This is a genomic window from Azotobacter armeniacus (genome assembly GCF_054779355.1).
Genome location: NZ_BAAGYK010000030.1, coordinates 1 through 22826, shown reverse-complemented (window position 1 = coordinate 22826; position 22826 = coordinate 1). Strand labels below are relative to the sequence as shown.

General features: G+C 64.7%; 17 protein-coding genes. 3 read left to right on the top strand and 14 right to left on the bottom strand.

Annotated elements, in window-relative coordinates; all coding sequences use genetic code 11:
• From tssH to tssJ, 14 genes are all read right to left on the bottom strand, one after another.
• A complete protein-coding gene (tssH, locus tag ACYVD0_RS06570; protein WP_460426075.1) occupies positions 1-2682 on the bottom strand; it encodes a type VI secretion system ATPase TssH in 2682 nt (893 codons plus the stop codon).
• Positions 2675-3730, bottom strand: coding sequence for a type VI secretion system baseplate subunit TssG (gene tssG, locus ACYVD0_RS06565; RefSeq protein ID WP_460426074.1), 1056 nt, complete (start codon positions 3728-3730; stop codon positions 2675-2677). Before tssG ends, tssH begins: the two co-directional genes overlap by 8 nt.
• The gene (gene tssF / locus ACYVD0_RS06560) at positions 3727-5589 is read right to left on the bottom strand and encodes a type VI secretion system baseplate subunit TssF (RefSeq protein ID WP_460426073.1); all 1863 of its coding nucleotides are present in this window, start codon (positions 5587-5589) and stop codon (positions 3727-3729) included. Before tssF ends, tssG begins: the two co-directional genes overlap by 4 nt.
• Complete coding sequence (tssE, locus tag ACYVD0_RS06555; protein ID WP_460426072.1) at positions 5589-6131, bottom strand: type VI secretion system baseplate subunit TssE; 543 nt, start codon at positions 6129-6131, stop codon at positions 5589-5591. Before tssE ends, tssF begins: the two co-directional genes overlap by 1 nt.
• A 104-nt stretch (positions 6132-6235) precedes the next feature.
• Positions 6236-6730 carry an Hcp family type VI secretion system effector gene (locus ACYVD0_RS06550; protein WP_249935092.1) on the bottom strand — a complete coding sequence of 165 codons (495 nt, stop codon included), beginning with the start codon at positions 6728-6730 and terminating at the stop codon, positions 6236-6238.
• A 47-nt stretch (positions 6731-6777) separates the two neighbouring features.
• Positions 6778-8280 carry a type VI secretion system contractile sheath large subunit gene (tssC, locus tag ACYVD0_RS06545; protein WP_460426071.1) on the bottom strand — a complete coding sequence of 501 codons (1503 nt, stop codon included), beginning with the start codon at positions 8278-8280 and terminating at the stop codon, positions 6778-6780.
• Positions 8281-8292: 12 nt separating this feature from the next.
• Entirely contained in the window at positions 8293-8859 is a 567-nt protein-coding gene (tssB, locus tag ACYVD0_RS06540; RefSeq protein ID WP_460426070.1) for a type VI secretion system contractile sheath small subunit, read from the bottom strand.
• 75 nt (positions 8860-8934) lie between these two features.
• Positions 8935-9969, bottom strand: a complete 1035-nt coding sequence (gene tssA, locus ACYVD0_RS06535; RefSeq protein WP_460426069.1) for a type VI secretion system protein TssA — start codon at positions 9967-9969, stop codon at positions 8935-8937.
• An 8-nt stretch (positions 9970-9977) separates the two neighbouring features.
• Positions 9978-11612 (bottom strand): serine/threonine protein kinase, encoded by a 1635-nt coding sequence (locus ACYVD0_RS06530; RefSeq protein ID WP_460426068.1) that lies wholly within the window; start codon positions 11610-11612, stop codon positions 9978-9980.
• Positions 11613-11683: 71 nt separating this feature from the next.
• Positions 11684-12373, bottom strand: coding sequence for a type VI secretion system-associated protein TagF (gene tagF, locus ACYVD0_RS06525; protein ID WP_460426067.1), 690 nt, complete (start codon positions 12371-12373; stop codon positions 11684-11686).
• Between the two features lie 2 nt (positions 12374-12375).
• Entirely contained in the window at positions 12376-15960 is a 3585-nt protein-coding gene (gene tssM / locus ACYVD0_RS06520; RefSeq protein WP_460426066.1) for a type VI secretion system membrane subunit TssM, read from the bottom strand.
• Positions 15957-17246, bottom strand: a complete 1290-nt coding sequence (locus tag ACYVD0_RS06515; protein WP_460426065.1) for a DotU family type VI secretion system protein — start codon at positions 17244-17246, stop codon at positions 15957-15959. The genes tssM and ACYVD0_RS06515 overlap by 4 nt, the downstream gene beginning before the upstream one ends.
• Positions 17243-18541, bottom strand: a complete 1299-nt coding sequence (gene tssK / locus ACYVD0_RS06510; protein ID WP_460426064.1) for a type VI secretion system baseplate subunit TssK — start codon at positions 18539-18541, stop codon at positions 17243-17245. Before tssK ends, ACYVD0_RS06515 begins: the two co-directional genes overlap by 4 nt.
• A 72-nt stretch (positions 18542-18613) precedes the next feature.
• Positions 18614-19219 carry a type VI secretion system lipoprotein TssJ gene (gene tssJ / locus ACYVD0_RS06505; RefSeq protein ID WP_460426063.1) on the bottom strand — a complete coding sequence of 202 codons (606 nt, stop codon included), beginning with the start codon at positions 19217-19219 and terminating at the stop codon, positions 18614-18616.
• Between the two features lie 270 nt (positions 19220-19489).
• Between tssJ and ACYVD0_RS06500 the strand changes: the two genes are divergently transcribed.
• Genes ACYVD0_RS06500 through ACYVD0_RS06490 form a run of 3 tightly spaced genes read left to right on the top strand, consistent with a single transcriptional unit; the run spans position 19490 to position 22567 of the window.
• Positions 19490-19912 carry a TssQ family T6SS-associated lipoprotein gene (locus tag ACYVD0_RS06500; RefSeq protein ID WP_460426062.1) on the top strand — a complete coding sequence of 141 codons (423 nt, stop codon included), beginning with the start codon at positions 19490-19492 and terminating at the stop codon, positions 19910-19912.
• Positions 19913-19961: 49 nt separating this feature from the next.
• Complete coding sequence (gene tagH / locus ACYVD0_RS06495) at positions 19962-21815, top strand: type VI secretion system-associated FHA domain protein TagH (protein ID WP_460426061.1); 1854 nt, start codon at positions 19962-19964, stop codon at positions 21813-21815.
• The gene (locus ACYVD0_RS06490; RefSeq protein WP_460426060.1) at positions 21815-22567 is read left to right on the top strand and encodes a PP2C family protein-serine/threonine phosphatase; all 753 of its coding nucleotides are present in this window, start codon (positions 21815-21817) and stop codon (positions 22565-22567) included. Before tagH ends, ACYVD0_RS06490 begins: the two co-directional genes overlap by 1 nt.
• Positions 22568-22826: the final 259 nt, after the last annotated feature.

Genomic DNA, 22826 nt, shown 5'->3' with positions numbered 1-22826 from the left:
TCAGCCCCACCCTTTTTCCGCGCCGATCGACAGCTCCGCGCCATGCGGCTCCAACGCCTGTCCGCTCTCGAAGTGGTAGATGAAGTCCCCTTCCGCCACATCCAGCCTGATGTACGACAGGGGCGCGCCGCTGCCGGCGCGCAGCAGCAGTTCGCGGCTGATGTGCGGCAGCACCGTGTGGGTGAGGATGGCGTCGACCATGCGCCCGCCCGACTCCACCTCGGTGCAGCGCGCGCCCACCAGTTGCACCGCGGCCAACGCGTAGTGGAAATCGATGCCGTGGTTGTCGCGCAGGCGGCGGCCGATCCGCTCCAGTTGCAGGCGGACGATGCGCGCCAGCATCTCGTCCGACAGCGGGTAATAGGGCACCACCGACAGGCGCCCCAGCAGCGCCGCCGGGAATACCCGCAGCAGCGGCTCGCGCAGCGCGCCGGCCAGCGCCTCGGGCTCGGGAATCCGCTGCGGGTCCTGGCACAAGCGCATCAGCAGGTCGCTGCCGACGTTGGAGGTGAGGATGATCAGGGTGTTCTTGAAGTCGATGTGGCGGCCCTCGCCGTCCTCCATCCAGCCCTTGTCGAACACCTGGAAGAAGATCTCGTGCACGTCCGGGTGGGCCTTTTCCACCTCGTCCAGCAGCACCACGCTGTAGGGGCGCCGGCGCACCGCCTCGGTCAGCACGCCGCCCTCGCCGTAGCCGACATAGCCGGGGGGCGCGCCCTTCAGGGTGCTGACGGTGTGCGCCTCCTGGAATTCGCTCATGTTGATGACGATCAGGTTCTGCTCGCCGCCGTACAGCGCCTCGGCCAGCGCCAGCGCGGTCTCGGTCTTGCCCACCCCCGAGGGCCCGGCGAGCAGGAACACGCCCACCGGCTTGCCCGGATCGTCCAGCCGCGCGCGGGCGGTCTGAATCCGCCGGGCGATCGTCTCCAGGCCGTGGCGCTGGCCAATCACCCGCGTCGCCAGGATGTCGGCCAGGTTGAGCACGGCAGCGGCCTCGTCCTTGAGCATGCGGCCGACCGGGATGCCGGTCCAGTCTGCCACCACGGCGGCGACTGCGTGGGTGTCCACCGCCGGCAGGATCAGCGGTTCGTCCTGCTGCCGGGCCTCCAGTTCGGCCAGCACCGTGTACAGCTCGGCCAGCAAGGGCAGGCGGGCCGCCTCCTCGGCCGGCGTCGCGGCGCCGCCCAGCCGGGCGCGCAGATCGAAGACCCGCGCCGCCAGCTCCTGCTCGTCACGCCAGCGCACCATCAGGCGTTCGCACTCGGCCTCCTCGGCGCCCAGCCGCATCGCCAGCTCGTCGAGCCGCGAGGCGTCGCCGGCGCCGATGGCGCATTCGTGCTCCACGATGCCCCGCTCCACCCGCAGCGTCTCGATGCGCCGCCGGCAATCCTCCAGTTCCGGCGGCAGGGCGTGCTGGCTCACCGCCACCCGCGCGCAGGCGGTATCCAGCAGGCTGACCGCCTTGTCCGGCAGTTGCCGCGCCGGGATGTAGCGGTGCGACAGGCTCACCGCGGCGCGCAGCGCCTCGTCCAGCAGCAGCACGCCGTGGTGATGCGCCAGCTTGCCGGCTAGGCCGCGGATCATCGCCAGGGCACGCTCCTCGTCCGGCTCGTGGATCTGCACCACCTGGAAGCGGCGGGTCAGCGCGGGGTCCTTCTCAACATGTTTCTTGTACTCGGCCCAGGTGGTGGCGCCGATGGTGCGCAGTTCACCGCGGGCCAGCATCGGCTTGAGCAGGTTGGCGGCGTCGCCGGTGCCGGCGTTGCCGCCGGCACCCATGAGGGTATGGATCTCGTCGATGAACAGCACGATGGGACGCGGGCTGGCCCGGACCTCGTCGATCAGTTGCCGCAGGCGGCGCTCGAACTCGCCCTTCACGCTGGCGCCGGCCTGCAGCAGGCCGATGTCGAGCAGGTACAGCTCCACCTCGCGCAGGGGCGGCGGCACCTCGCCGGCGGCGATGCGCAGCGCCAGACCTTCCACCACCGCGGTCTTGCCGACGCCCGCCTCGCCGGTCAGCAACGGGTTGTTCTGGCGGCGGCGCAGCAGCACGTCGACCATCTGGCGGATCTCGCCGTCGCGCCCGGTCACCGGGTCGATCTCGCCCGCCCTGGCGCGCTCGGTCAGGTTGACCCCGTACTGTTCCAGCGCCCGCTCGGCGGCCGGAGACGGCGTATCGGCGGCGGCCGCCGACACCACGACCTCTTCGCTCGAACCGGCGAGAATGCCGCCCAGCCGGTCGCTCAGCACATCGGGCAGGATGCGCTCGAACTCGCGAGAGATGCCGAACAGCAGGTGGCGCAGCGCGGCAGTCCTGAGCAGGCCGATCAGCAGATAGGCGCCGCGGATGCGGCCGGCGCCGAACTTCAGGCTGCCGTACACCCAGGCCCGTTCCACCGCGTCGTCGATATGCCCGGACAGATCGCTGACCGCCCCGGCGCCGCGCGGCAGGCGGTCGAGGGCGGCCTGCAGGTCGCGTTCCAGGCGCTCGCCGTCCAGCTCGAAATGGCGCGCCGCCAGGCGCAGGTCGCCTTCGGCCTCCTGCCATTGCAGGAACAGCCAGTGGGCCAGTTCCACATAGGGGTTGCCGCGCTGCCGGCAGAACGCGGTGGCCTTCTCCAACGTGGCGAACAGCAGAGGGTCAAGCTTGCCGAACAATGAGACGCGACTGATATCAGACATGGGACTCCCGTAGCCCGGTCCGGGCGTAATGGGTGTAATCAATGATCAGATCGCCGGCGTCACCGGCGGCCATGGGTCGATGGCCGAGCCAGGTGCCCTGGCTCAGCGGCTGCTCCGCGCCCAGGACGGCTCCCCGCACCTCGCCGGCGGCCAGTATCAGTTGCGCGTCCCAGGCCAGTTCCAGCCCGACGTACTCGCGTACCCAGCGCAACAGGGCCGGCACCCGGTCGCCGTCGGGCAGGAAACGGCGGTAATCCGCCCAGCCCATCGGCCCGAGCACCAGGCGAAAACGCGACTGCGCATCGCGCACCGCACAGCCCAGGGTCGCGCCCGCGCCCAGGCCCATGCCCTCGCCGCGCCGGCCCAGGGCCAGACGGGCATCCGGCTCCAGCGTCACCCAGTGCGCCACGTACTCGACGACGCGCACCGGTATCCCGAAATAGCCGCTCAGAATCCGTTGCAGGCCTTCCGGGTTGCGCGTCTGCCGCAGCAGGTGCCCCGCCTGGTGGTAAACGGCGTGCCGGCCCAGCGGAGCGGAATCCTGCTGTGCCGGCAGTCCCCGCCCCAGCAGGCAGGCGATGTAGTCCTCGAAGCGGCTGGCGCCGGGCCGGTCGAGGCTGACGGTGGCCTGCGCGTCGGCCCAGGCGCGGTAGAACAGCAGGATCAGCCGGTGATGGAAAAGATCGGCGAAGGCGGCCAGGGTCGGGTCGCCCGCCGTGTGCTCGCGGTCGTGGGCGTATTCGGTCAGGTGCAGCGGCAGCGGACCGTTGGGACCGAACAGGCCGAAGCCGAAGATCGACAGGTGCGGCGGCCGCTCCACGGCCTCCTCCAGGCCAGCGATCATCGAGGGCGCGAACGACAGGGAGGGCCGCTGGCCCAGGCGCAGCGGCTCGTCCTGCGGCCGCGCGGCGCGCCCCAGCGGCACCGCCAGGCCGGCGCGGGCATCCAGCCAGCGCAGCACCTGGAACAGATCGTGGGCATGGGGCTCGGCGCGCAGCTCCTGCCACAGCGGGGAGTCCATCCAGTTCAGGGGCGAAGGCGCGTTCATGCCACCGGCCTCGCGCCCAGCCGGGGCGCCCAGCGCGCTACCTGGCCGCGCTGCAGGCTGTGCAGCGTCAGCTCGGAGAACAGGTTGATCGCCACATGACGGGCGAAGAACTGCTCCAGCACGGCGCCGAACAGAAAGGGGCTGTCGCCGGAGAACGCCTGTTCGTCCAGCGCCACCACCACCTGCACGCCGCGGCCGTGCATCAAGAGGCCGGGCTGCGGCAGACGGCGGAACACCGGGTTGCAGGCGACCCGCCGCAGGCTTTCCACCTGGCGCCGCAGGCCCGACTCGGCGTCGTCCAGGTACAGCGTCAGCAACTGGCGCAGCATGGCCGCGCCCCGCTCGCCGTCCAGCTCGGTCATGAGCTGATGGTTCAGGCCCAGGTGGCTGATCAGCTTCCAGGTCTGGGCACCCTCGGCCAGCGACGGCCGGGGCCGGGTCGGGCCGCGCAGTACCTTGACCCGCCCCACCGGGGCCGATACCGCCAGCGAGAAATCGCTGTCGCCGTCCAGCGGCAGCAGCAGCGGCAGGTCGCGGTTGGTGCACAGCGTCTCCACCACCAGATGGCGGAGCGCCGCACTGAAGGGCACCTCATGCTGATCCACCAGGGAAATGAAGATTTCGCTGCCGTCATAGCCGGTGCGGCTGCCGTGCAGGCGGGCCTGCTCGGACAGCAGACGCGACTCGCGGCGCAGGGCATAATAGGCGCCGTGGTCGCGCCCGTCGTCGCCGAACGAGGCGTAGAACGGGCGGAACTCCAGGGCCTCGGAGCCACTGCCGTAACCGGACATGCGGGTGACCGAGTGCACCTCGTAGTCGAGCGCCCGGGTGCGGTCCACCACCAGGTGGTACTCGCGGGTGCGCGGCGAGACCAGCACCCGGTCGGCGCGCTTGGCGAACAGGTTGACGACCGGCGTGCAGTGCAGCGCCAGATCGTCCGTCTCCACCAGGCGCTCCAGCGCAGCGTCGTCCTGGTCGAGCAGCAGGAGCAGTTCGAAGCGCTCGCCCCGCAGCCCCCGCAGCGCGCGGCGCAGGCCGCCGACGCTGAAGAACAGAAAACGCGCCGGACAGGCGAAGTACTCCTGCAACAGCCGGTAGCCCTGGAAGGTGCGACCGTCGTCGGGCAACAGCGCCTGGCTGGCGGAAAAGCCCTCGTGACGCACGCTGGCGGCGTCCAGCGGCGTTCCCCAGACACCGTCCGGACCGGCTTCGCGGCAGAGCACCGCGACGCTGTGACCGGCGATCAGCTCCAGCAGGCGCAGCGCCCGCTGCTCGGGGCCCGCCAGGTGGAACTCCAGCCGGTCCAGGGCCAGGCTGTCGCAGCGCTGGCCGGCGGTGATGCGCAGGCGGATGCGCAGGGCGGCGCGGGCGCGCTGCCGGTATTCCCCGGCGGGCAGGTCGGTGGGCACCCGGCCGTAGTGCACGCCGTCCAGCTCCAGCGGCCACAGGGTGACCGTATGGCCGGTGCGAAACTCGCAGACGGTCTGCTCGCCGTGGGCCAGGTTGGAATACAGCGCCGTGCCGGCGGGCAGCGTGAAGCCATTGGCCAGACTGCCCTCGTTGAGACTGGGCTGTAGCTTCACGATCGCCATCGCCGGCGTCGGCGCCGAATAGTTGGGGTGGATCACATCCAGCAAATGCTGAGAAAAACGTGGAAACTCCGCGTCCATCTTCAGTTGTATCCGGGCGGTCAGGAAGCTGAAGCCTTCGAGCAGGCGCTCGATATAGGGGTCGGCGATTTCGATACCATGCATCCCCAGGCGGCCGGCCACCTTGGGAAAACGCTCGGCGAACTCAGCCCCCAGCTCGCGCAGGTAGCTCAGTTCCCGGTTGTAATAATCCAGCAGACGCGCGTCCATCAGTCGATCGCCAGGTCATGCAGCATGGATTGGCCGCTTTCCAGATCCAGTTCGGAACGCACGCGGAATTCCACCGGGTACGGCGCCGACCAGAGCCGGGCGCGGATCTCGAAGACCAGTTCGTTGTGGTGCATGAGCTGCTTGTCGGGCTTGTCGATGTGCAGCACCTCGACGCTGTCCGGCAGCAGGCGCGGCTCGAAGCGCAGGATGGCCAGGCGCAGCCGGGAGGCGAGTTCCTGGCAGTCCAGTTCGGAAATGCGCTTGCCGGCCAGCGGCAGCACGCCGTAATTCAGCACCGAGCGCTGCGCTTCGCCGAAGGGCGCCAGATCCCGGTCGGCGGCCATGCTGATGGTGTTGAACAGCCAGGACAGGTCGCGCAGCACCGCGGCACGCAGCGCTCCCGTGCTGGCGCCCGGCGTCTGGACTTCGGTGCGTTGCAGGGGCTCGTCGTCGGTCAGGCGGTCGAGCAGCGCCGGGCGCAGGCGGTCGCGCTTGCCGCGCGGTTGCCGCCTGTCCCTGGGCGTATGCAGCGGATCAGCCATGGACCACCTCGGCGGACGGGTCGCGTGGATTCTTCATGGAACGGCTTCCGGAATGCTGGGCGAGTGCGGCCGGCCACGAACGGCCGGCCAGGCGCTGGCTGTGGTCAGAGCTCGACGTTCTGGGTGATGTTCCAGCCCATGGTGACTTCCCCGCCCGCGCTGCCGTCGTCCTGCTGGGGCGTGTAGCCGAATTCCACCTCGGGGGCCTGGAAGGCGTACTCGATGAGGATGCGTTTCTGCTCGTCCTCCGGATCGATTCCCTTGATGTCCGCCTTGGTCACCAGCACTTTACTCAGAGTGATGGTCATGAAGACCATCTTGTCGCCGTCGGCGAGCCGGGAGCAGGACAGTTCGACCGTCCCCAGGCTGGTGCCGTTGGCGCATTTCTTGAATGCGGTCGGCGCGGAGGCCTCCACGTAAGAGACTACGTGCAGGTCGGTGAAGCTCGCCCTGCCGGGGGTGCCGCCGCCGCCGGAATCCAGAGAGCCTGGCTGGCTGACCCCCCAGGTGAACGACTTGATGTCGAGCCAGGCAGCGTGCTGGGACTCCTGGGACTCGCCCTGGACGCCCTCGATTTTCAGGTGCATCGACGTGCTCATTCGCTAACTCTCCTCTATCGGTTCAAAGAGTCTTTCGGTTGTGGCATTCAGGCTTCGGCGACCTTCACCGACGGCAACTTCGAAACCAGCCGCAGGGACACGGTCAGGCCTTCGAGCTGGTAGTGGGGACGCAGGAAGAACTTGGCCGCGTAGTAGCCCGGGTTGTCCGGCAGCTCTTCGACGTGCACTTCGGCGGCGGCCAGGGGCTTCCTGGCTTTGGTCAGTTGCGAGGAATTGACTGGATCGCCGTCCACATAGGTCATGATCCATTTGTTGAGCCAGCGCTCGATGTCGCCGCGCTCCTGGAAGGAGCCGATCTTGTCGCGCACGATGCACTTGAGGTAATGCGCGAAGCGGCAGCAGGCGAACAGATAGGGCAGGCGCGCCGACAGGCGAGCGTTGGTGGTGGCGTCGGCATCCAGGTATTCGGCGGGTTTCTGCAGCGACTGGGCGCCGATGAAGGCCGCGACGTTGGTGTTCTTGCGGTGAACCAGCGGCATGAAACCGTTCTTGGCCAGTTCCGCCTCGCGGCGGTCGCTGATGGCGATTTCGGTGGGACATTTCATGTCCACCCCGCCGTCGTCGGTGGGGAAGCAGTGGTACGGCAGGTTTTCCACCGCCCCGCCGCTTTCCACGCCGCGGATCGACGTACACCAGCCGTAGAGCTTGAACGAGCGGTTGATGTTCACGCCCATGGCGTAGGCCGAGTTGGCCCAGGTGTAGCGGTCGTGGTTGGTGCTGTCGGTGTCTTCCTCGAAATCGAACTCGTCCACCGGGTTGGTGCGGCTGCCGTAGGGCGTACGGGCCAGAAAGCGCGGCATGGTCAGGGCCAGGTAGCGCGAATCCTCCGACTCGCGCAGGGCGCGCCAAGCCGCATATTCGCTATTCTGGAAGATCTTGCTCAGGTCGCGCGGGTTGGCCAGTTCCTGCCAGGTTTCCATCTGCATGACCGAAGGCGCCGCCGCGGTGATCACCGGGCAATGGGCCGCGGCGGCGATGCGCGCCAGCTCGCCCAGGGTTTCCACATCCGGCGGGCTGTGGTCGAAATGGAAATCGCCGATCAGGCAGCCATAGGGCTCGCCGCCGAACTGGCCGTATTCCTCTTCGTAGATCTTCTTGAACAGCGGGCTCTGGTCCCAGCCCACGCCCTTGTGCCGCTTGAGATTGCGCGCCAGCTCCTTCTTGGAGATCGGCAGCACGCGGATCTTCAGCATCTCGTCGGTTTCGGTGTTGTTGATCAGGTGATGCAGGCCGCGCCAACTGCCTTCCAGTTGCTGGAAATCGGCGTGGTGCAGGATCAGGTTCACCTGTTCCGTTAGCTTGCGGTCGATTTCCGCGATGATGGACTGGATGGTGTTGTAGGCATCGCTGGACAGGGTGACGCTCTGATCCAGCGCCTGCCGGGCCAGGGTGCGCACGGCCTCCTCCACCACGCTGCGCGCCTGTTCCGTCTTGGGACGGAATTCCTTCTGCAACAGCGCGGCGAATTCGCTTTCGTCGTATTCGGCAAGCGGCGCGCCCGGTACGAGGGCGGTATCGATCTGTTTCATCGTCCTATCCCCTCAGGCTTCTTGCGCTCGATCGTCGCGGACCGGCTGGTCCGCCTCGCGAGGCACCTTCGGGTTCGCGGCCAGGGTTTCCAGCAGGGCCGGGTCCTGCAGTACCCGGGCGATCAGTTCCTCGGCGCCGGTCTTGCCGTCCATGTAGGACATCAGGTTGGCCAACTGGGTACGCGCCTCCAGCAGCTTGCGCAGCGGCTCGACCTTGTGCGCCACCTGGGCCGGGGAAAAGTCGTCCAGTTGCCTGAAGGTCAGGTCGACCAGCAACTGACCATCGCCGGTCAGGGTGTTGGGCACGCCGAAGGCCACGCGCGGCTTGAGCGCTTCCATGCGGTCGTCGAAGTTGTCGACGTCGATTTCCACGAACTCGCGCTCGGCCAGTTCCGGCAGGGGCTCGACCTGCTTGCCGGTCAGGTCCGCCAATACGCCCATCACGAAGGGAAGCTGCACCTTGCGGTCCGAACCGTAGATTTCGACGTCGTATTCGATCTGCACGCGCGGCGAGCGATTGCGTCCGACGAATTTCTGGCCGCTGTCTTTCTGAGTCGAGTTTTTTCGGATATCAGCCATGATCCTGGGCTCCTGGTCGGAACAACGGGTGGTCGGCACCTGTGGTGTCGTGGGTGGAAAGGGTCACGGCGCGCATCACGAAGGTGCCTTGCCGATCAGCAGATCGATCTGCGCCAGGCTGGCCGGAGCCAGGTCGCGCAGGATGTCGTAGAAACCGAGCTGCATGAGCCGCTGCGCGCGGCGCAGCAGAATGGGCCCCGGATGGCTGGGCTCGTGGCGCTCCAGGTAGGCGCAGATCTTTTCCAGCAAAAGATTCACATCGGCGCGGCTGTCCAGCTCCACCGCGCGCCAATCGACGGCGGCCGGCGCGAACGCGGCCGGGGATGCGCTCCCTGGCGCCTCGTCGCCGGCGGACGGGCTTTCGGCCTTGGCCGCCGGCGGCGTGCCGCGCGAGGCTTCCAGCAGGCGCCGCAGGAGTCTTTCCAGCTCGGCGCTGTCGGGCAGCCAGCTCTCGCCGAGGCTGGCGCGCAGTCGCGCGGCGATATCGTCGAGGGCCTGCAGGATCTCGGGCACGGCCCGCAGTTCCGGGTCGGCCAGTTCCCAGGCGCGGGCCAGCTCGGCCTGCAGGCGCTCGCGTCCGCCGGGATAGTCGAACTGCTCCGGGGCGTTGCCTTCGAGCAGCAGGCCGACCTCGCGCACCGTCAGCCGGCCCGCGGCGGACAGCGGCGCGGCGCGCAGCGCGCACAGGCAGACCTGCGCGTCGAACAGGCCGGACAGCGCGTTGTGGCGCGGCAAGGGGTCCGTCTCGCCGTCCTCCTCCAGCAGCGGATGCAGTCCGTCCCAGTGGCTGTCCAGCAGCGCGGCCACCAGGCGCATGCCGTCGGCGTAGCCGGTCAGCCCGCGCAGTTCGGTCCAGCCGCGGGTCAGCAGGGCGGCGACGCGCAGGTCCTTGCTGCGCGCCAGCAGGCGTTCGGCCTGTTGAGCCACCTCCCGCCACTCCGGTTCCTCGGCCGGGATGATGGTGCGGCCGTATTGCTGTTCGGCCCTGGGCTGGACGGCCTGCATCAACTGCAGGAAATCCGCCGTGTATTCGAGATTGTCGCCGCACGGCCGGGCGTCGCTTACCGGGGCCAGTAGGGGAATCAGGTGTTCCGGGCATGACGTGGACATGGCGCGCCTCATTCGAAATGGTGGCTGATGGTGATGTTGTTGCCGCTCGATCCCGGCGCGACTACCAGCCGGGTGCGGTACGGAGGCAACTCACCATTACGGACTTCGATGTTGTAACTGCCGGGTACCAGCGACAGCGTTTTCAAAGGCGGGCTCACGCCACGCTTGCGACCGGCCACATAGACTTCGCCCCAGGGCACGATATGCAGCCGTACCAGCACCGGTTTGACCGCTTTGTCCGGCTTGGCCACCTTGTCCGGCTTGGCCGCATCCTTCGGCGTGACGATGGACAACGGTACTTCGGACGGTGCTTCTGGCGCCGCGTCCGCCGCCAGCAAGACCTGAGCCTCGGCTTCGTCGTTTTCGAGCCGCGGTGCTTCGCGTGCCGTGGCCGTCGCCAGCAAGGCCCGTGCTTCGACCTCGTGAGGGCCGCCCGCGTATTGCTGTAGGTAGCGCTGATAGGCTGCGACAGTGTCGGTGGCCCGGGCGAGCTTCCAATCCTGGGTAGCTGCAGCCTGCGGTTCCGGTTGCGGTGTGGTTTCTCGCTTCGGTGTGGTCTCTGGCTGCAACAGCGCAAACGCGATTCCGCCGGCCGTCAACAACACGACACCCAGCGCCAGCAGACGGGAGCGGAACGGTGCGCGCGGCCCTGTGTCCGCCGCAGGCGACCCGATCACGATGTGCGGCGCAGGATCTTCCGGAGGCAAGAGCGGTGCCGTGGGCATCACATGGTCGACCGCCGGCTCGGCATGTGGCGGCAGGCTTGGCGGCGCAGGGGGATCGGGCATGCTGTACTGGCCCGGCGAGTTCGATTGCAAGCCCAGCAGCGCGGCGAAACCGACCACGTTCTGGGGGCGATCCTCGATGCATAGCTGCAACGCGCGATCGGTAGCCTGCAACAGGGGCTGGCCATAGCCGAGCGCACGGCCGGCCAGCGGCACGTAGTTGTCCTGGATGCTGCGTACCACGGCGGCCGGCGGCAACGTGCCGCTGACCAGCACGTGGATCACTGCTCCCAGCGCATAAAGATCGGTCCACGGACCCTGGCGTAACGAAGGGTCGTCAGTATATTGCTCGATAGGTGCGTAGCCAGGCTTGAGCATGATGGTGCTATCGTCCACCAGATCGCCGATCAACTTGCGCGCCGCACCAAAGTCGAGCAGTATCGGGCGCCCATCCGGCTGGATCAGAATATTGTCGAGCGCGATATCTCGATGGAAGCACTGCGCGCGATGCAATGTTTCCAGCGCGCCCAGCAGCGCCGCTATCAACCGCAGTATCTCGGCCTCGGCCAGCGCCCGGCCGCCTGCCAGGCGCTGCTCCAACGTCTGGCCCTCGTAGAACGGCGTGGCCATATAGGCAGTGCCGTAGTCTTCCCAGAAGCGCAATACCTTGATCAGGCCGGGATGGTCGAACTGCGCCAGCAGTCGTGCCTCGTTGATAAAACCGGCCTGCCCCGCCTGAAAGGTGGCGGCGTAGCGTTCGCCGCGCAGCGATACGGTCAGGTCGCTCCGGCGTACCGCCAGCATGCTCGGCATGTACTCCTTGATCGCTACCACGCGCTGCAAGGTATGGTCGAAGGCACGGTAAACGATGCCGAAGCCACCGATGCCGAGCACGCCGGTGATCTCCAACTCGCCCATGCGGTGTCCCAGCGGCAACGGCTGCGCTGCAGCTATGTGCGAGGGCCTCGTATCAAGTAGCGAATCGGACATCACGATGCATATCCCTGCTGGGGGCCAAACAGTCGGGCAAACAACGCATTGTTCAGCTCGCCGCTATGGGTATGGGTCCGCGGCGGCGAACCGTCGCCTTGGTGAGTCCACCAGAAACTGGTCACGCCGCGGGCATCGAAGTACAGCGACAATTCCGGCCAAGCCAGCCCCTGGTTGTCGGCGGCCGGCTCAAGCACGGCCAGAATGTCGTCACCGCTGCCGCACGGGCGCAGCGCCAGCCAGTTGCTCGGCACGCCGGCCAACTGGCTGGTCAGGTGCTCGACCGAGTGACCGTGGCGAATCGCATCGAGGATGGCTTCGCTCGCCTGGCGATAGAACGGCCCTGCCCCGTCCATCAGCGCGTTGTCGAACGCGGCCAGCGGCAGTGTCAGGAGCGCGGTCACCGGGTAGTAACGCCCGACGCGGTCATAGCTCGGCGCAAGCGCACCCAGCTGCACGCAGTCGAAGCCCAGCCCGGCCGGCAGCAGGAAATTCCAGACCGGTGCCACCACGTAGTGGCGCGACAACATTTGTGGGGCCGTCCGCTGCAGGGCATCGAGACCCTCCTGCATCCAGCGCTCCCAGGCGCGCTGCACTGGGTAAGGCAACTGGCGCGTCACGAAATCGCCAGCGGCCGGAATCTTGCCGTACCAACCCACAGCTTCACTGCTGAGTATGCGTGCCGCCATGTTCATGATCGCCTCGGACAGGAAAAGGACTCGAGCTGCACCAGCCGGAACGGGCTGCGCACACTGCCGGCGGTCACTTCAAACACCGCCTTGCTACCGCCGATATTGAAGGTGGCAATCATTTGCTCCGGCACGCGGCCGGGTGCCAGTGCGGCCCGATCGAACAGCCGGTGCAGTGCCCACGGCCCCTCGGTGACAGAAACACTGCTGGCGCCGTTCGGCCCGCTGACCTCCACCCGCACCTGGTTGCTGCCTCGCGGGCCGGGCCACTGGACCTGCATCGGCATTTGTGGACCGTGGGCGTAGCGCACGATCTGGCCGTCAATGTCGAACAGGATTTGCGAAATGCCGGCGTCCATCTGCACCGGCTTGAGTTCAATGCGGATCGAGGGCATACGCGCACCGCCGGCGAAATACACGTCGCGGATCACTGCCGCGCGCTCAAAGGCTTGTAGATACGCGGCCCGGCCGCCTGTCTCGCCCTTGAAGCGCCACGGCCGCGCGGCAGTATCGACCAGGCTGGCAAGGTGCTTCTGGAAGAAATCGTCCATCAGGCCAGCCGGAGCGAACAATTGCGCAAAATCGCCTGGGCTCATGTCGTGCTCCGAACCATGTACCAACGGATAGCGCCCATTGACCGCCTGCTGGCAAAAATCGCCAATATTCGCCGCGGCACTCTGGCCGAGCTGTTGCTGCAGCACGCGTATCACGTTGCCATCCGAGGCACTGGCAAGCTCCCCCAGCATGTTGCGAAACGGCATCGGCAGCCGGCCGGCATCCGCGCGGACCTTGCTCAATACCTCGTCGCTGGGCGGCGTATTGCCGTCGCGCAAGGCCGCATCGGTGGCGATCAGATGGGTATAGAACTCGTTCAGCGTATCGCGGACCGCCAAGATCGGCGCCGGCGCGCCGCTCTCGCCTGGACGGGTGAAGTGGTGCAGCGCGGCGAAGCGGTTGTCCACCATCAGCTCGGGGCGCTCGGCACGCGGCGTACGCTGGCCTTCGGGCGACTCGGGCTGGCCAAAGATGTTTTCCAGTGTATTGCGCGTGGCACTGACCCTATCGCGTGCTTGGTCGATCAAGGTGCGCTCGTCATCGTCGCCATCGCGCAGCAAGGTGGTCTCGCGCGCCGCGGCGGTCATGAGTCCGACCAGGGGCGATTCGGCTGCCGACAAGGTGCGTGTGATCTGGATGTTTTGCGCCAAGTCGGCGCCACTACGCAGCCTCAGGTCGGCCAGATAGCTTTCCCACGCGCTGATGTAGTCGTTGAAGTACAGTCGTTTGACCTCGCGGCCCCACTTGGCCAGCGTTCCCGGGCCGGTAGCCTCCAGCTGAGGCAGCGCCAGCACCCAGCTTTCCTCGCGGCCACGCGCGGCAACGTCGCTCTCAATGCGCGGGGCAAATACCTCCCAGTAACCTTGATAGGTAAAGAGCCCTGGCACGCCATCGTTCAGACTGGCGCCGCTGGCACGGCGAAACACCAGCGTGGCTTGCGGCCCGACTGCTTCGGCCACGTTGAAATCTGCCAGGCGGCTGTCGTGGCGCAGTGCGCGCTTCATGCCGTTGTAGCTGCGCTCGCCCAGCGTATGGCCACGCAGGCGCTCACGGGTCTGCGCAACCAGCGCGTCGTCTCGAGCATACGGCGAGCTGACCGCGCGGCCGGCCAGCAGCCGTGCCAGGTGCTGGCGCAGCGCCGTTCGTTGATCGCGCGTGATGTTGCCGCCCAAGCTGCGCTCGATATCGAGCGACAACCACGCCTGCAGAAAATCGGCGTCGTAGTGACTCGCGTCGTACAGCATCAAATAGGCTTTAAGCGAGCCGTAGGAGTACTCGATATCACCAGGCGACGCGTGGCGCAGACCATCCTCCAGGCGGCGCGCCAACTGCGGCAGTAAGACGTCCTCCAGCGCTCGGGCATAGACGCCATCGGCTGCGGCATGCAGCTTGTCACCCTGGAACAGGCCGAAACGGTAGTCCAGCGGTGGATCGTTGACGTCGAAACGGGCGCTTACGTGCAAGGCGCGTAGCTGGTCCAGCGCCGGCATCACCATTGTGACCTGTGCATGATCGTCGACCTTGACCGTACCGATCCGCACCGCCACGTCAGGTACCTTGGCCGCTACTTCTTCGACGTAGCGCTGGTTGTTGCGGTAGCTGTTAAACCAGGCCAGCGCCAACACCAGCGTCGCGATGCCGACCACGCCATATCCGGCGCGGCGTATCCAATACTGGCGCCGCTGCCAGCGCTCATTTCTGCCCGCAAGGCCAGCTTCCTTGAAAATCACGTCCTGCATCAATCGGCGCAGGAAAAAACTGCGGCCCGGCTCGCCGACCTGCGGCACATGCATCCCCCCCCCGACCTTCAGAAGGCGCTTGATGCCTCCCATCACCCGATCGAACACCGTGCCTTCTTGGGTGCCGCTGGTGAAATACACGCCACGCAGCAACGCGCTGGCTTCGAACTTGGATTCGACGAATACCTGCGCTAGAAATTGGCCCAGCAGCGCCTGCAGCCCGGCGAACTCCTGCGGCAGCAGATAAGCGAGCTCGCGCTGGCGAGGATCGTGCTCGGCCAGCAATTGCTCAGGCAGACTGGCGTAGAGGCGCTCGAGCAGCAGCTGGTATTCGGCGGCAAACGTCCGTTGCAGGTCAAAGCCCGGCGCACGGACCGCATCGAGTGGGAAGGTCACGCCCCAGACCTGGCCGCGCTCCTCGCGGCCAAGTTGTGCGAAATACTCGGTGAACCCGGACAGCAAATCGATCTTGGTCACCAGCACATACACCGGAAACTGGATACCCAACTGGGCGCGCAACTCCTGCAATCGCTTGCGCAGCGTGAGCGCGTGCTGCGTGCGCTCCTGCTCGCTCGCGCTGAGCAGGTCGGCGGTGCTAACGGTGAGGATGGCACCGTTGATAGGCTGGCGCGCACGATACCTCTTCAGCAAGTCGACAAAGCCCTGCCACTCGTTCTGGTCCTGCTCACGGTTGCTTTCCTGCATGGTGTAACGGCCGGCGGTATCGATCAGCACCGCCTCGTTGGTGAACCACCAATCGCAGTTGCGGGTGCCGCCGACGCCGCGGATCGCAGCCTTGCCGAACTGCTCGGCCAGCGGAAAATCGAGCCCAGCGTTGACGAGAGCAGTGGTCTTGCCCGAGCCCGGCGCGCCGATGAACACGTACCACGGCAGTTGATACAGATATTGCTGCGAGAAGCGATCCAGCCAGTGCCCCCCTCCTGCCCTGCCCTGCGGCGCAAAGCGGGCGGTCTTGAGCCGCTCGGCGGCCTCGTCAAAGCGTGTGTGCAATTCCTCCAGATGCGGATTGGCCGCTGGTTCGACACCGGCCGCCGGCGCCGGATCGCGAATCTGGTTGAGCAGTTGCGCATTCAGCTGCGCAGCGCGCCAGGTGCGATACAGCACGCGGACCAGCCAGATCGCAAACATCGCCACGATCAGACCCGTGCATACCGTTTCGCTCTGGAGTGGCCGGTAACTACCGATGGCGATCAATGGTCCGAGCAGCCAGATCAGGCAGGCGAGCACCACTAGGCCCAGCAATCGCGAGAACAAGCCGAGTATGCGATTCATGGCTTCGCCTCCGTAGCTGTGGATCCGGGAGGCACCAGCAGCGTGATCTCCACTCGCCGGTTGCGTGCACGATTGCCGGCGCTGTCGTTGGGGGCCACCGGGTCTGCGGCGCCCCGTCCTTCGGCGCGGACCCGCTCGGGATTGTTCAGCCGTGTCTGTAACTGCGCCTTGACGGTATCGGCACGGGCCTGCGACAACTCCCAGTTGGAGGCAAAGCGCAGCCCGCGCGTCGGCACGTTGTCGGTGTAGCCCATCACCACCACCGTGCCTTCGGCAGTGTTCAGCGCGTCGCCAATCCGGGCCAGCAGCGGTTGATAGCGCTCGATTACCGTGGCCTCGCCCGAATCGAACAGACCATCTCCGCGTAACACCACCACGCTACGATCAGCCTCGTCGTGTACCGCGACAAGCCGGTCGCGGATCTCTGGTTCCAGCAGTTGCGCCAACCGTGGCTGGACGGGTGCCTTGGCTGTCGGTGCGACGGAGAGCATGCGCGGCAGCCGCAGTTGGTCGATGGTGGCGAACACATCGTCCGAGCGCCCGGCCAGCAGCAGCTGTAGCGTGGCGAATAGCGCCAAGCACAGCAGCGTGGCGACTGCGGCGGCCACCCAGACCGGCAGTGCCCGCTGTACCGTGGGCGGGGCGATGGCTGGATCGTGCCAGTGCGGCGACAGCGCGCGCGGATACTCGCCACGGGCATTACGGATCACTTGCAGCAGGCGCTGCTTGAGCGCCTCGAGCTGCGAGCGCCCCTGATCCAGCACGCGGTAGCGGCCTTCGAAACCCAGCACCAAGCAGAAATACTGCAGCTCTAACAGATCGACGTGCTCCTGCGGAGCATGTGACAGCCGCGCCAGCAGCTGGAAGAACTTCTCGCCGCCCCAGGTTTCGTTGTGGAAGCTGACCAGCAGGCTGTGCGCCGACCAGACCCCGCCCCCCCAAGGGGTCAGCGTGGCGGCCTCGTCCAGCGTGGTGCACAGGCAGTAGCGTGCGCCGATGATGGTTTCGGTCGGCAGGCCGGCCGTGCGTGCGCGCAGCTCGAACTGGCGGATTTCATCGAGCAGTTGCGTGCGTAGCTGCGGCGGGTCGGGATGGTAAACGGTGCCGCGGATTTGCGGCACCAGGTTGAGCAGCGGATTGGCCGCGGCAACCAGGGGGTTGCTGCCGCTGATAATGTGTGGCGTGATGGCTGGCTGTGCCATGCCATCGCCGCCCATGTTCGGTGGCACGAAACCGCCGGCGAGATGATCAAGCGGATCGGATACGGTATCGGCACGGAGGTTCATTCGCGTATTGCCCAGAATTCCATCTTCAAGCCGGGAAACTCACCGGCTACATGCAGTGCCAAGCTGCCCGACTTCTCCAGCTGCCTCCAGAATTCGCCTCCCTTTTCCAGTTCGAAATAGATGTGGCCGGCGTGGTAAGGCAATTGCCGTGGCGCCACCGGCAACAGCCGCAGGCCGATTCCAGGCAGTTGCAGCGACACCAGGTCGCGGATACGCTCCACCGCCCCCAGCTTGAGCTGCGCTGGGAAGCGCGTGCGCAGCGTTTCGGCGGGCATTTCGGCATTGATTGCCAGCACGAAACCGGCCTGCTGGATCAATTCCATGGACGGAATCTGCGCTACGCTCACGCCGTTGCCGCGCTCCTGCAGCGGGATCGGGATGGCATGCTGCTCCAGCACACTGGACAAGGCGCGCCTCAGCTCCGCCATTAGCGGTGCGAACGTGGTGCGTAGCGCATCGTGACGATATTCGGGAAACACGTGGGGGCGACGGTGCTCCGCGGTATAAGTCGCCAGATCGCACGCCAGCTTGAGCCAGTCGCCGAACAACTGCGCCGGGTGCAGACACGCGGCCTGCTGCGCGTGCCAAGTGACAGCGGTGTAACGGTTGACCAGTTCCAACAGTAGGAAGTCGGCCACTTCGGCCACTCCGCCGCGGCCCGGCTGCGAAAGGCGCTCGCCGAGTGCATCGCCACGCTGCTGCAATAACCCGTGCAACTCGTCTAGGTAGCAGCGCAGCACTTGGTGGCGCGTGGCCGAGAGCACTGGGGGGATATACCCCTCGTCCAGCAGGATCTGGCCGTCATTGCGTCGTTCCAGCACACGGACCACGCCTAGCGATTGCCAGTCGCCACTCAATGCCGATTCAGGCATCAGCCGCAGATCGAGCCGCCCCATCTGAAGGACCGCAGGACCGAACGACTCGCTGTTGGCATCTTCGATCTCGAAATCAGTCACGTCGTAACGCGTCCAAACCGAGTTGCCGGCCTCGCTCCAGCTCGTTTCGTCGCCGCCGGCGCGCCAGAGCGGCAGCGCCAGCACGATGGTCTGATCCTTGAGCTCGGCAGAGATGTCCAGCGGCGCCGGAGCATCAGCGGTCTCGAAGGCGAACGGCGTGCCGTCCGGCATCAGCCCGGCCCCGCCAAGCAGCACCACCTTGCCCAGCGCTAGCGCTGGGCGGTCGAACTCCAGCCGGTGCCAACCCCAATGAAACCCTTGCATCGGCAGGCAACGCGCCTGCACATAGTGTTCGAGATAGCGCTCAAGCTGCTGGAAATGGTGGGGGCGCAGAAACATGCCTTCACTCCACACCACGCGTTGGCGCAATGCACTGGAAACTGCGGAAATCGAACCATGAGATTTCATCATTTATTTTGAAACCGGCAAAAAATCAATACCATCACTTTTTACAACCACACCTAAACGCAATTGTTCCGGCGATGTTTTCCAGAACCTATAGGGACTCAATTGCTTGGGTTGCGGCAATGTAATGAGTTGTCGCCAGCGACTGGCCTCCAGTACTCGGTATTCCGCCATAATGCCAATGACTCGCGCATCCAGATTGCCATGGCGTGTCACATACTTCACTTCGCCGGGGTGCAGAATCACCTGCTCCACCGCAATCAATTCCTGGCCCAGTGCAGTCTCAGGCTTGTCCTGCAAACTGAAGAAATCACTCGTTTCAAATGCTGCACCGGTCCGCAATTCGAACACCTTGACCACGATGGGCGACGGGCGTCTCCGTATATCAGGATTGATATTTTTTTCGGCGACCAATTTCACCTGATAAGGCGTTGCCATAGAGCGCGTCGTAGATGCACAGCCGGCCAGCACACCAACAGCCAACACCCCTGCAGCCAGCACTGACAAGACATTGAAATAGCAATACAAATCGCTACCCGATCGCGATAGATAACGATCTGGAACAACGCAACATAAGCGATATCCATGATTGGGCAAGGTGGAAGAATCCATAGAGTAAATAACATCCTGCTTAATGGATAATTACAAGCTAAGAGCTATTTATGGCAGCTTTAATACAACCAAGTGAACGAATTGATAAATATAATCCCCCCCGAGAAACATATGGAGCATCATAAAATATTCATCCCGAGACACTAGACAGAACATACAAAAGCAGATAAATGCGCACAAAGAAAAGTTCATGACATGCAAAATCTGATGGAACTTATACCCACCTTGTATATCTACTTATTTTTTCTACTCAGCTGCAGGCCACAACCAATGAAAGTCAAGCTAATGCTTTTCCCCCTATTAGTTTCGCAAATTACATTGATACTTACTGCTTGCCAGAGCCAGAGCCTTGAGGCAGAGCACTCCGCCACTGAGGTCCCATCCGCAACTCAGCAGGCCGCCCAAGCCGCCGTGGACGAAGGTAGCAGACTGTACGAAGGGGGCTATTTTTTAACTGTAATCAACTTATTGACCACCACCAAAGAGATCAATCTGGCCAGCCAGGAGACACAGATTCACGCGCACAAACTGCTGGCCTTCAGCTACTGCGCCAACGGTAAAAAGTTATTCTGCCGTGATGAGTTCTTGAAAATCCTCGCCATCGATCCGTCGTTCAAGCTTTCCGAATCAGAAAAACATCACCCGATGTGGGGACCGGTCTTCGACTCGGCGCGCAAGCAGTACAACCTCTGATTCGTCGTGTCGTCGCGCACGGCACAGATCTGCACAGGAGCGACACTCCATGCGATTGACTGTATTCGAATACGACGGACAGGCGGTCAGCCCGCCGCTGAGTGTGCTGTTCAGCGCCCCCGGTGCCACCATCGGGCGCGGTGCTGACAACCACTTGGTATTGCCCGACGATACGCGCCAAATCTCTAGGCTGCAGGCCGCGATATACGTGAGTGAAGCTGGCGTGCAGCTGAAAAACCTCAGCACTGTTTGCCCCATCGGAATCAATGAAAAGATGCTGCTGCAGCAAGAGGATCATCCCTTGCTCGTTGGCGACACCATCCGCATCGGCGCATATCTGCTGCGCGCAGAAGCAGCGGACTCCCCCCCTGCACAGAGGGCAACCACCTTACCGTTACCGCTGGCCGATGCATCACGGCCGCACTCCGACATGGCGCTGCACCAGGCCACTGCCAAGGTTGCGCCACCGATGTGCCCGCCCACTGCAGATTCAGTGCCCGTGTCGCCCCTCATGGCCGAAGCTCCAGCGTCACACGCTCAGGCCCCCGATCCGCTCGACGCGCTGCTGCAGTCCGAAGCAGTGTCTCAGTTGCCGGCAAGCGGCTTTATGGATTTGTTCGATGACACGACACCGGCGGCCGAGATCGATTCAATGCCCGCCGCTCCGGCCCCGCCACACACAGTCAGTATCGTGGCATCGCCTGCAGATCAAGGGAGGGAGGTGGCGGAGCATCCGACCCAACCCCGTATCTACGCCGCCCCCGCCGAAGCACCATCGGAAACATTTTGGGAAAACCTAGTTGCGGAATTTGCGCAGCCAGCCACGCCTGCTGCGCTGACGCCCGCCGACGAGATCCAAGCCCCCTTGGCATACGAGCAAACCGAAGTTGCAGATGCCACAGATCAGGACGCGCTGGTCGCCCTACGCGATATTCCCGCTGATCCATTAGCCTTATTTGATTCGCATCTCTGCGACAGTTCGAACGTTCTCTTCAACGACAGCTCCAGCAGTCTGACTGATCCGCTCACCCCTCCCCTCGATGTCGGGTTGAGCGAATTTGTCGTTGCGCCGCAGGCAGATCGCGTGGCGGAACTGAGAGGTCATTTCCAGGTGCCACATGCGAGCTCACGACAAGAAGACCCGCTCGGCATGAACTCGCCGCCGGAACCAAGCAGTTCGATGGCCGGGGAGCTCCCAGTAGCCGGTGCCAGCCCTGTATCGTCGACACCTTTGCCCCAGGCCAACACAGCCACTGTTTCATCGGCAAGACCGTCGCCTACCGATCCGGCGTGGTTCGATGGCGCTGCGAAAGATATGCCCGCCGCCTTCCAGAAAGGCGCAGGGCTTGAGCTTGATCATATGCTCGATGCCGAACAGCTGCATACCGCCGGGCGCCTACTGGCCAGCATGCTTGGCGGCACCATGGCCCTGCTGTCCAGCCGCACCATTATCAAGCGCGAGGTCAAAGCCGATCTGACGATGATCCTGGACCGGGAAAACAATCCGCTCAAGCTGTTGCCCGATGCGAATACGGTACTCAAGCAAATGTTCGGCCCTCCATTTCCGGGTTTCATGTCACCGGAGCATGCTATCGATGACGCGTTCCATGACTTACAGGCGCACCAAATTGGCATGCTGGCCGGCATGCGCGCAGCCTTGAGGCAATTGTTGCACAAGGTCAGCCCCTCACTTGTCGAGCAGCAACTGGGCGCGGCCAGTTGGCACGAGCGGCTGGTGCCACGCGGCCGCGACAGCCGGGCGTGGGTGCACTACTGCAGCTTGCACCAAACCATGGTCACGGCGGTGGAAGAAGACTTCCATACAGTTTTCGGCCAAGCCTTCCTTGCCGCCTATGATGCCGAGGTCGAGCTCTATCGTCAGCAGTGCCGCAGGAGCGCCTGATGCTCAAATTGACCACCGCGCACTGCTCGTACCCGGGAAAACGCGACACCAATGAAGATGCGCTCGGCGTGCGTATCCGTAACGACGATGCCTGCTTCGTGCTCAGCGATGGCGTGGGAGGCGAAAACGGCGGCGGCCATGCCGCCAGGCTGGCTATCCATGGCGCGCTGAAACAGTTCGAGACGCGCGCGCCCGCAGGGCTGGATCAGCTGGCGCTCAGCAGCATGGCGGCAGCCCACGCTGCGATCGTGGCCGACCAGTTGCGTTACCCGGAGCGCTCACGCATGGCTGCCACTATGATTGGCCTGTTCATCGACCGCCGCCTGGGGCTGGCGCAATGGATACATGCCGGTGATAGCCGGCTATACCAATTTCGCCGCGGCATACTGGTGCAGCGCACGCGCGATCACAGCCTAGTAGCACAGTTGGCAGCAGCCGGTTTGTCGTATGAGAATGTCAATCCCAACCTGCTCAGTCATAGCTTGGGCCGCGCTGATATGATGTCGCTGCACCCCGCCGAACCGTGGCCGCTGGAAGATGGGGATGCTTATCTGCTATGCACCGATGGCTTCTGGAACGCCTTGGCCGACCACGAGTTGGAAGCCCAACTGCAACTGGCCGGGAGCGTGGAAGACTGGATTACGCTACTTTCGCACAAGGTTAGCTGTCGTGGCGTACAAGATAATTATTCGGCGATCGCCGTATGGATCGGGAGTCCGCAGTCGATTACGCTGGCGCGCGTACGGAGATAAGAATCCGCCGGCAAATGACTCATCCACAAGCAGTATATTCCTCTCTGCGGGCTTGTTATTGCGGGCTCCGGTGTACTTGATCGACTTTGCCTGTGGTCTGAAGCAGAATTGATGTGAGAGGAGAGCCTACTTGGGCATCAGCGATCAACCTGATGATGGCTGGCGACTCACACCTGACATCTTGGCGCATCAGTGCCGGACGGAGTGGGATAAGGAGGAGTCCATCCCATTGGTTATGCTGCTATGGAGAGCTTCCGAC

Bases quoted from the DNA above. Each gene is read 5' to 3' on its own strand.
- ACYVD0_RS06490 (WP_460426060.1), top strand. From the start codon at position 21,815: ATGCTCAAATTGACCACCGCGCACTGCTCGTACCCGGGAAAACGCGAC.
- tssE (WP_460426072.1), bottom strand. From the start codon at position 6,131: ATGGCTGATCCGCTGCATACGCCCAGGGACAGGCGGCAACCGCGCGGC.
- tssB (WP_460426070.1), bottom strand. From the start codon at position 8,859: ATGGCTGATATCCGAAAAAACTCGACTCAGAAAGACAGCGGCCAGAAA.
- ACYVD0_RS06515 (WP_460426065.1), bottom strand. From the start codon at position 17,246: ATGAACCTCCGTGCCGATACCGTATCCGATCCGCTTGATCATCTCGCC.
- tssJ (WP_460426063.1), bottom strand. From the start codon at position 19,219: ATGGATTCTTCCACCTTGCCCAATCATGGATATCGCTTATGTTGCGTT.
- ACYVD0_RS06550 (WP_249935092.1), bottom strand. From the start codon at position 6,730: ATGAGCACGTCGATGCACCTGAAAATCGAGGGCGTCCAGGGCGAGTCC.
- tssG (WP_460426074.1), bottom strand. From the start codon at position 3,730: ATGAACGCGCCTTCGCCCCTGAACTGGATGGACTCCCCGCTGTGGCAG.
- tssH (WP_460426075.1), bottom strand. From the start codon at position 2,682: ATGTCTGATATCAGTCGCGTCTCATTGTTCGGCAAGCTTGACCCTCTG.
- tagF (WP_460426067.1), bottom strand. From the start codon at position 12,373: ATGGCGGCACGCATACTCAGCAGTGAAGCTGTGGGTTGGTACGGCAAG.
- tssF (WP_460426073.1), bottom strand. From the start codon at position 5,589: ATGGACGCGCGTCTGCTGGATTATTACAACCGGGAACTGAGCTACCTG.
- ACYVD0_RS06530 (WP_460426068.1), bottom strand. From the start codon at position 11,612: ATGGGCGAGTTGGAGATCACCGGCGTGCTCGGCATCGGTGGCTTCGGC.
- tssM (WP_460426066.1), bottom strand. From the start codon at position 15,960: ATGAATCGCATACTCGGCTTGTTCTCGCGATTGCTGGGCCTAGTGGTG.
- tssC (WP_460426071.1), bottom strand. From the start codon at position 8,280: ATGAAACAGATCGATACCGCCCTCGTACCGGGCGCGCCGCTTGCCGAA.
- tssA (WP_460426069.1), bottom strand. From the start codon at position 9,969: ATGTCCACGTCATGCCCGGAACACCTGATTCCCCTACTGGCCCCGGTA.
- ACYVD0_RS06500 (WP_460426062.1), top strand. From the start codon at position 19,490: ATGAAAGTCAAGCTAATGCTTTTCCCCCTATTAGTTTCGCAAATTACA.
- tssK (WP_460426064.1), bottom strand. From the start codon at position 18,541: ATGTTTCTGCGCCCCCACCATTTCCAGCAGCTTGAGCGCTATCTCGAA.
- tagH (WP_460426061.1), top strand. From the start codon at position 19,962: ATGCGATTGACTGTATTCGAATACGACGGACAGGCGGTCAGCCCGCCG.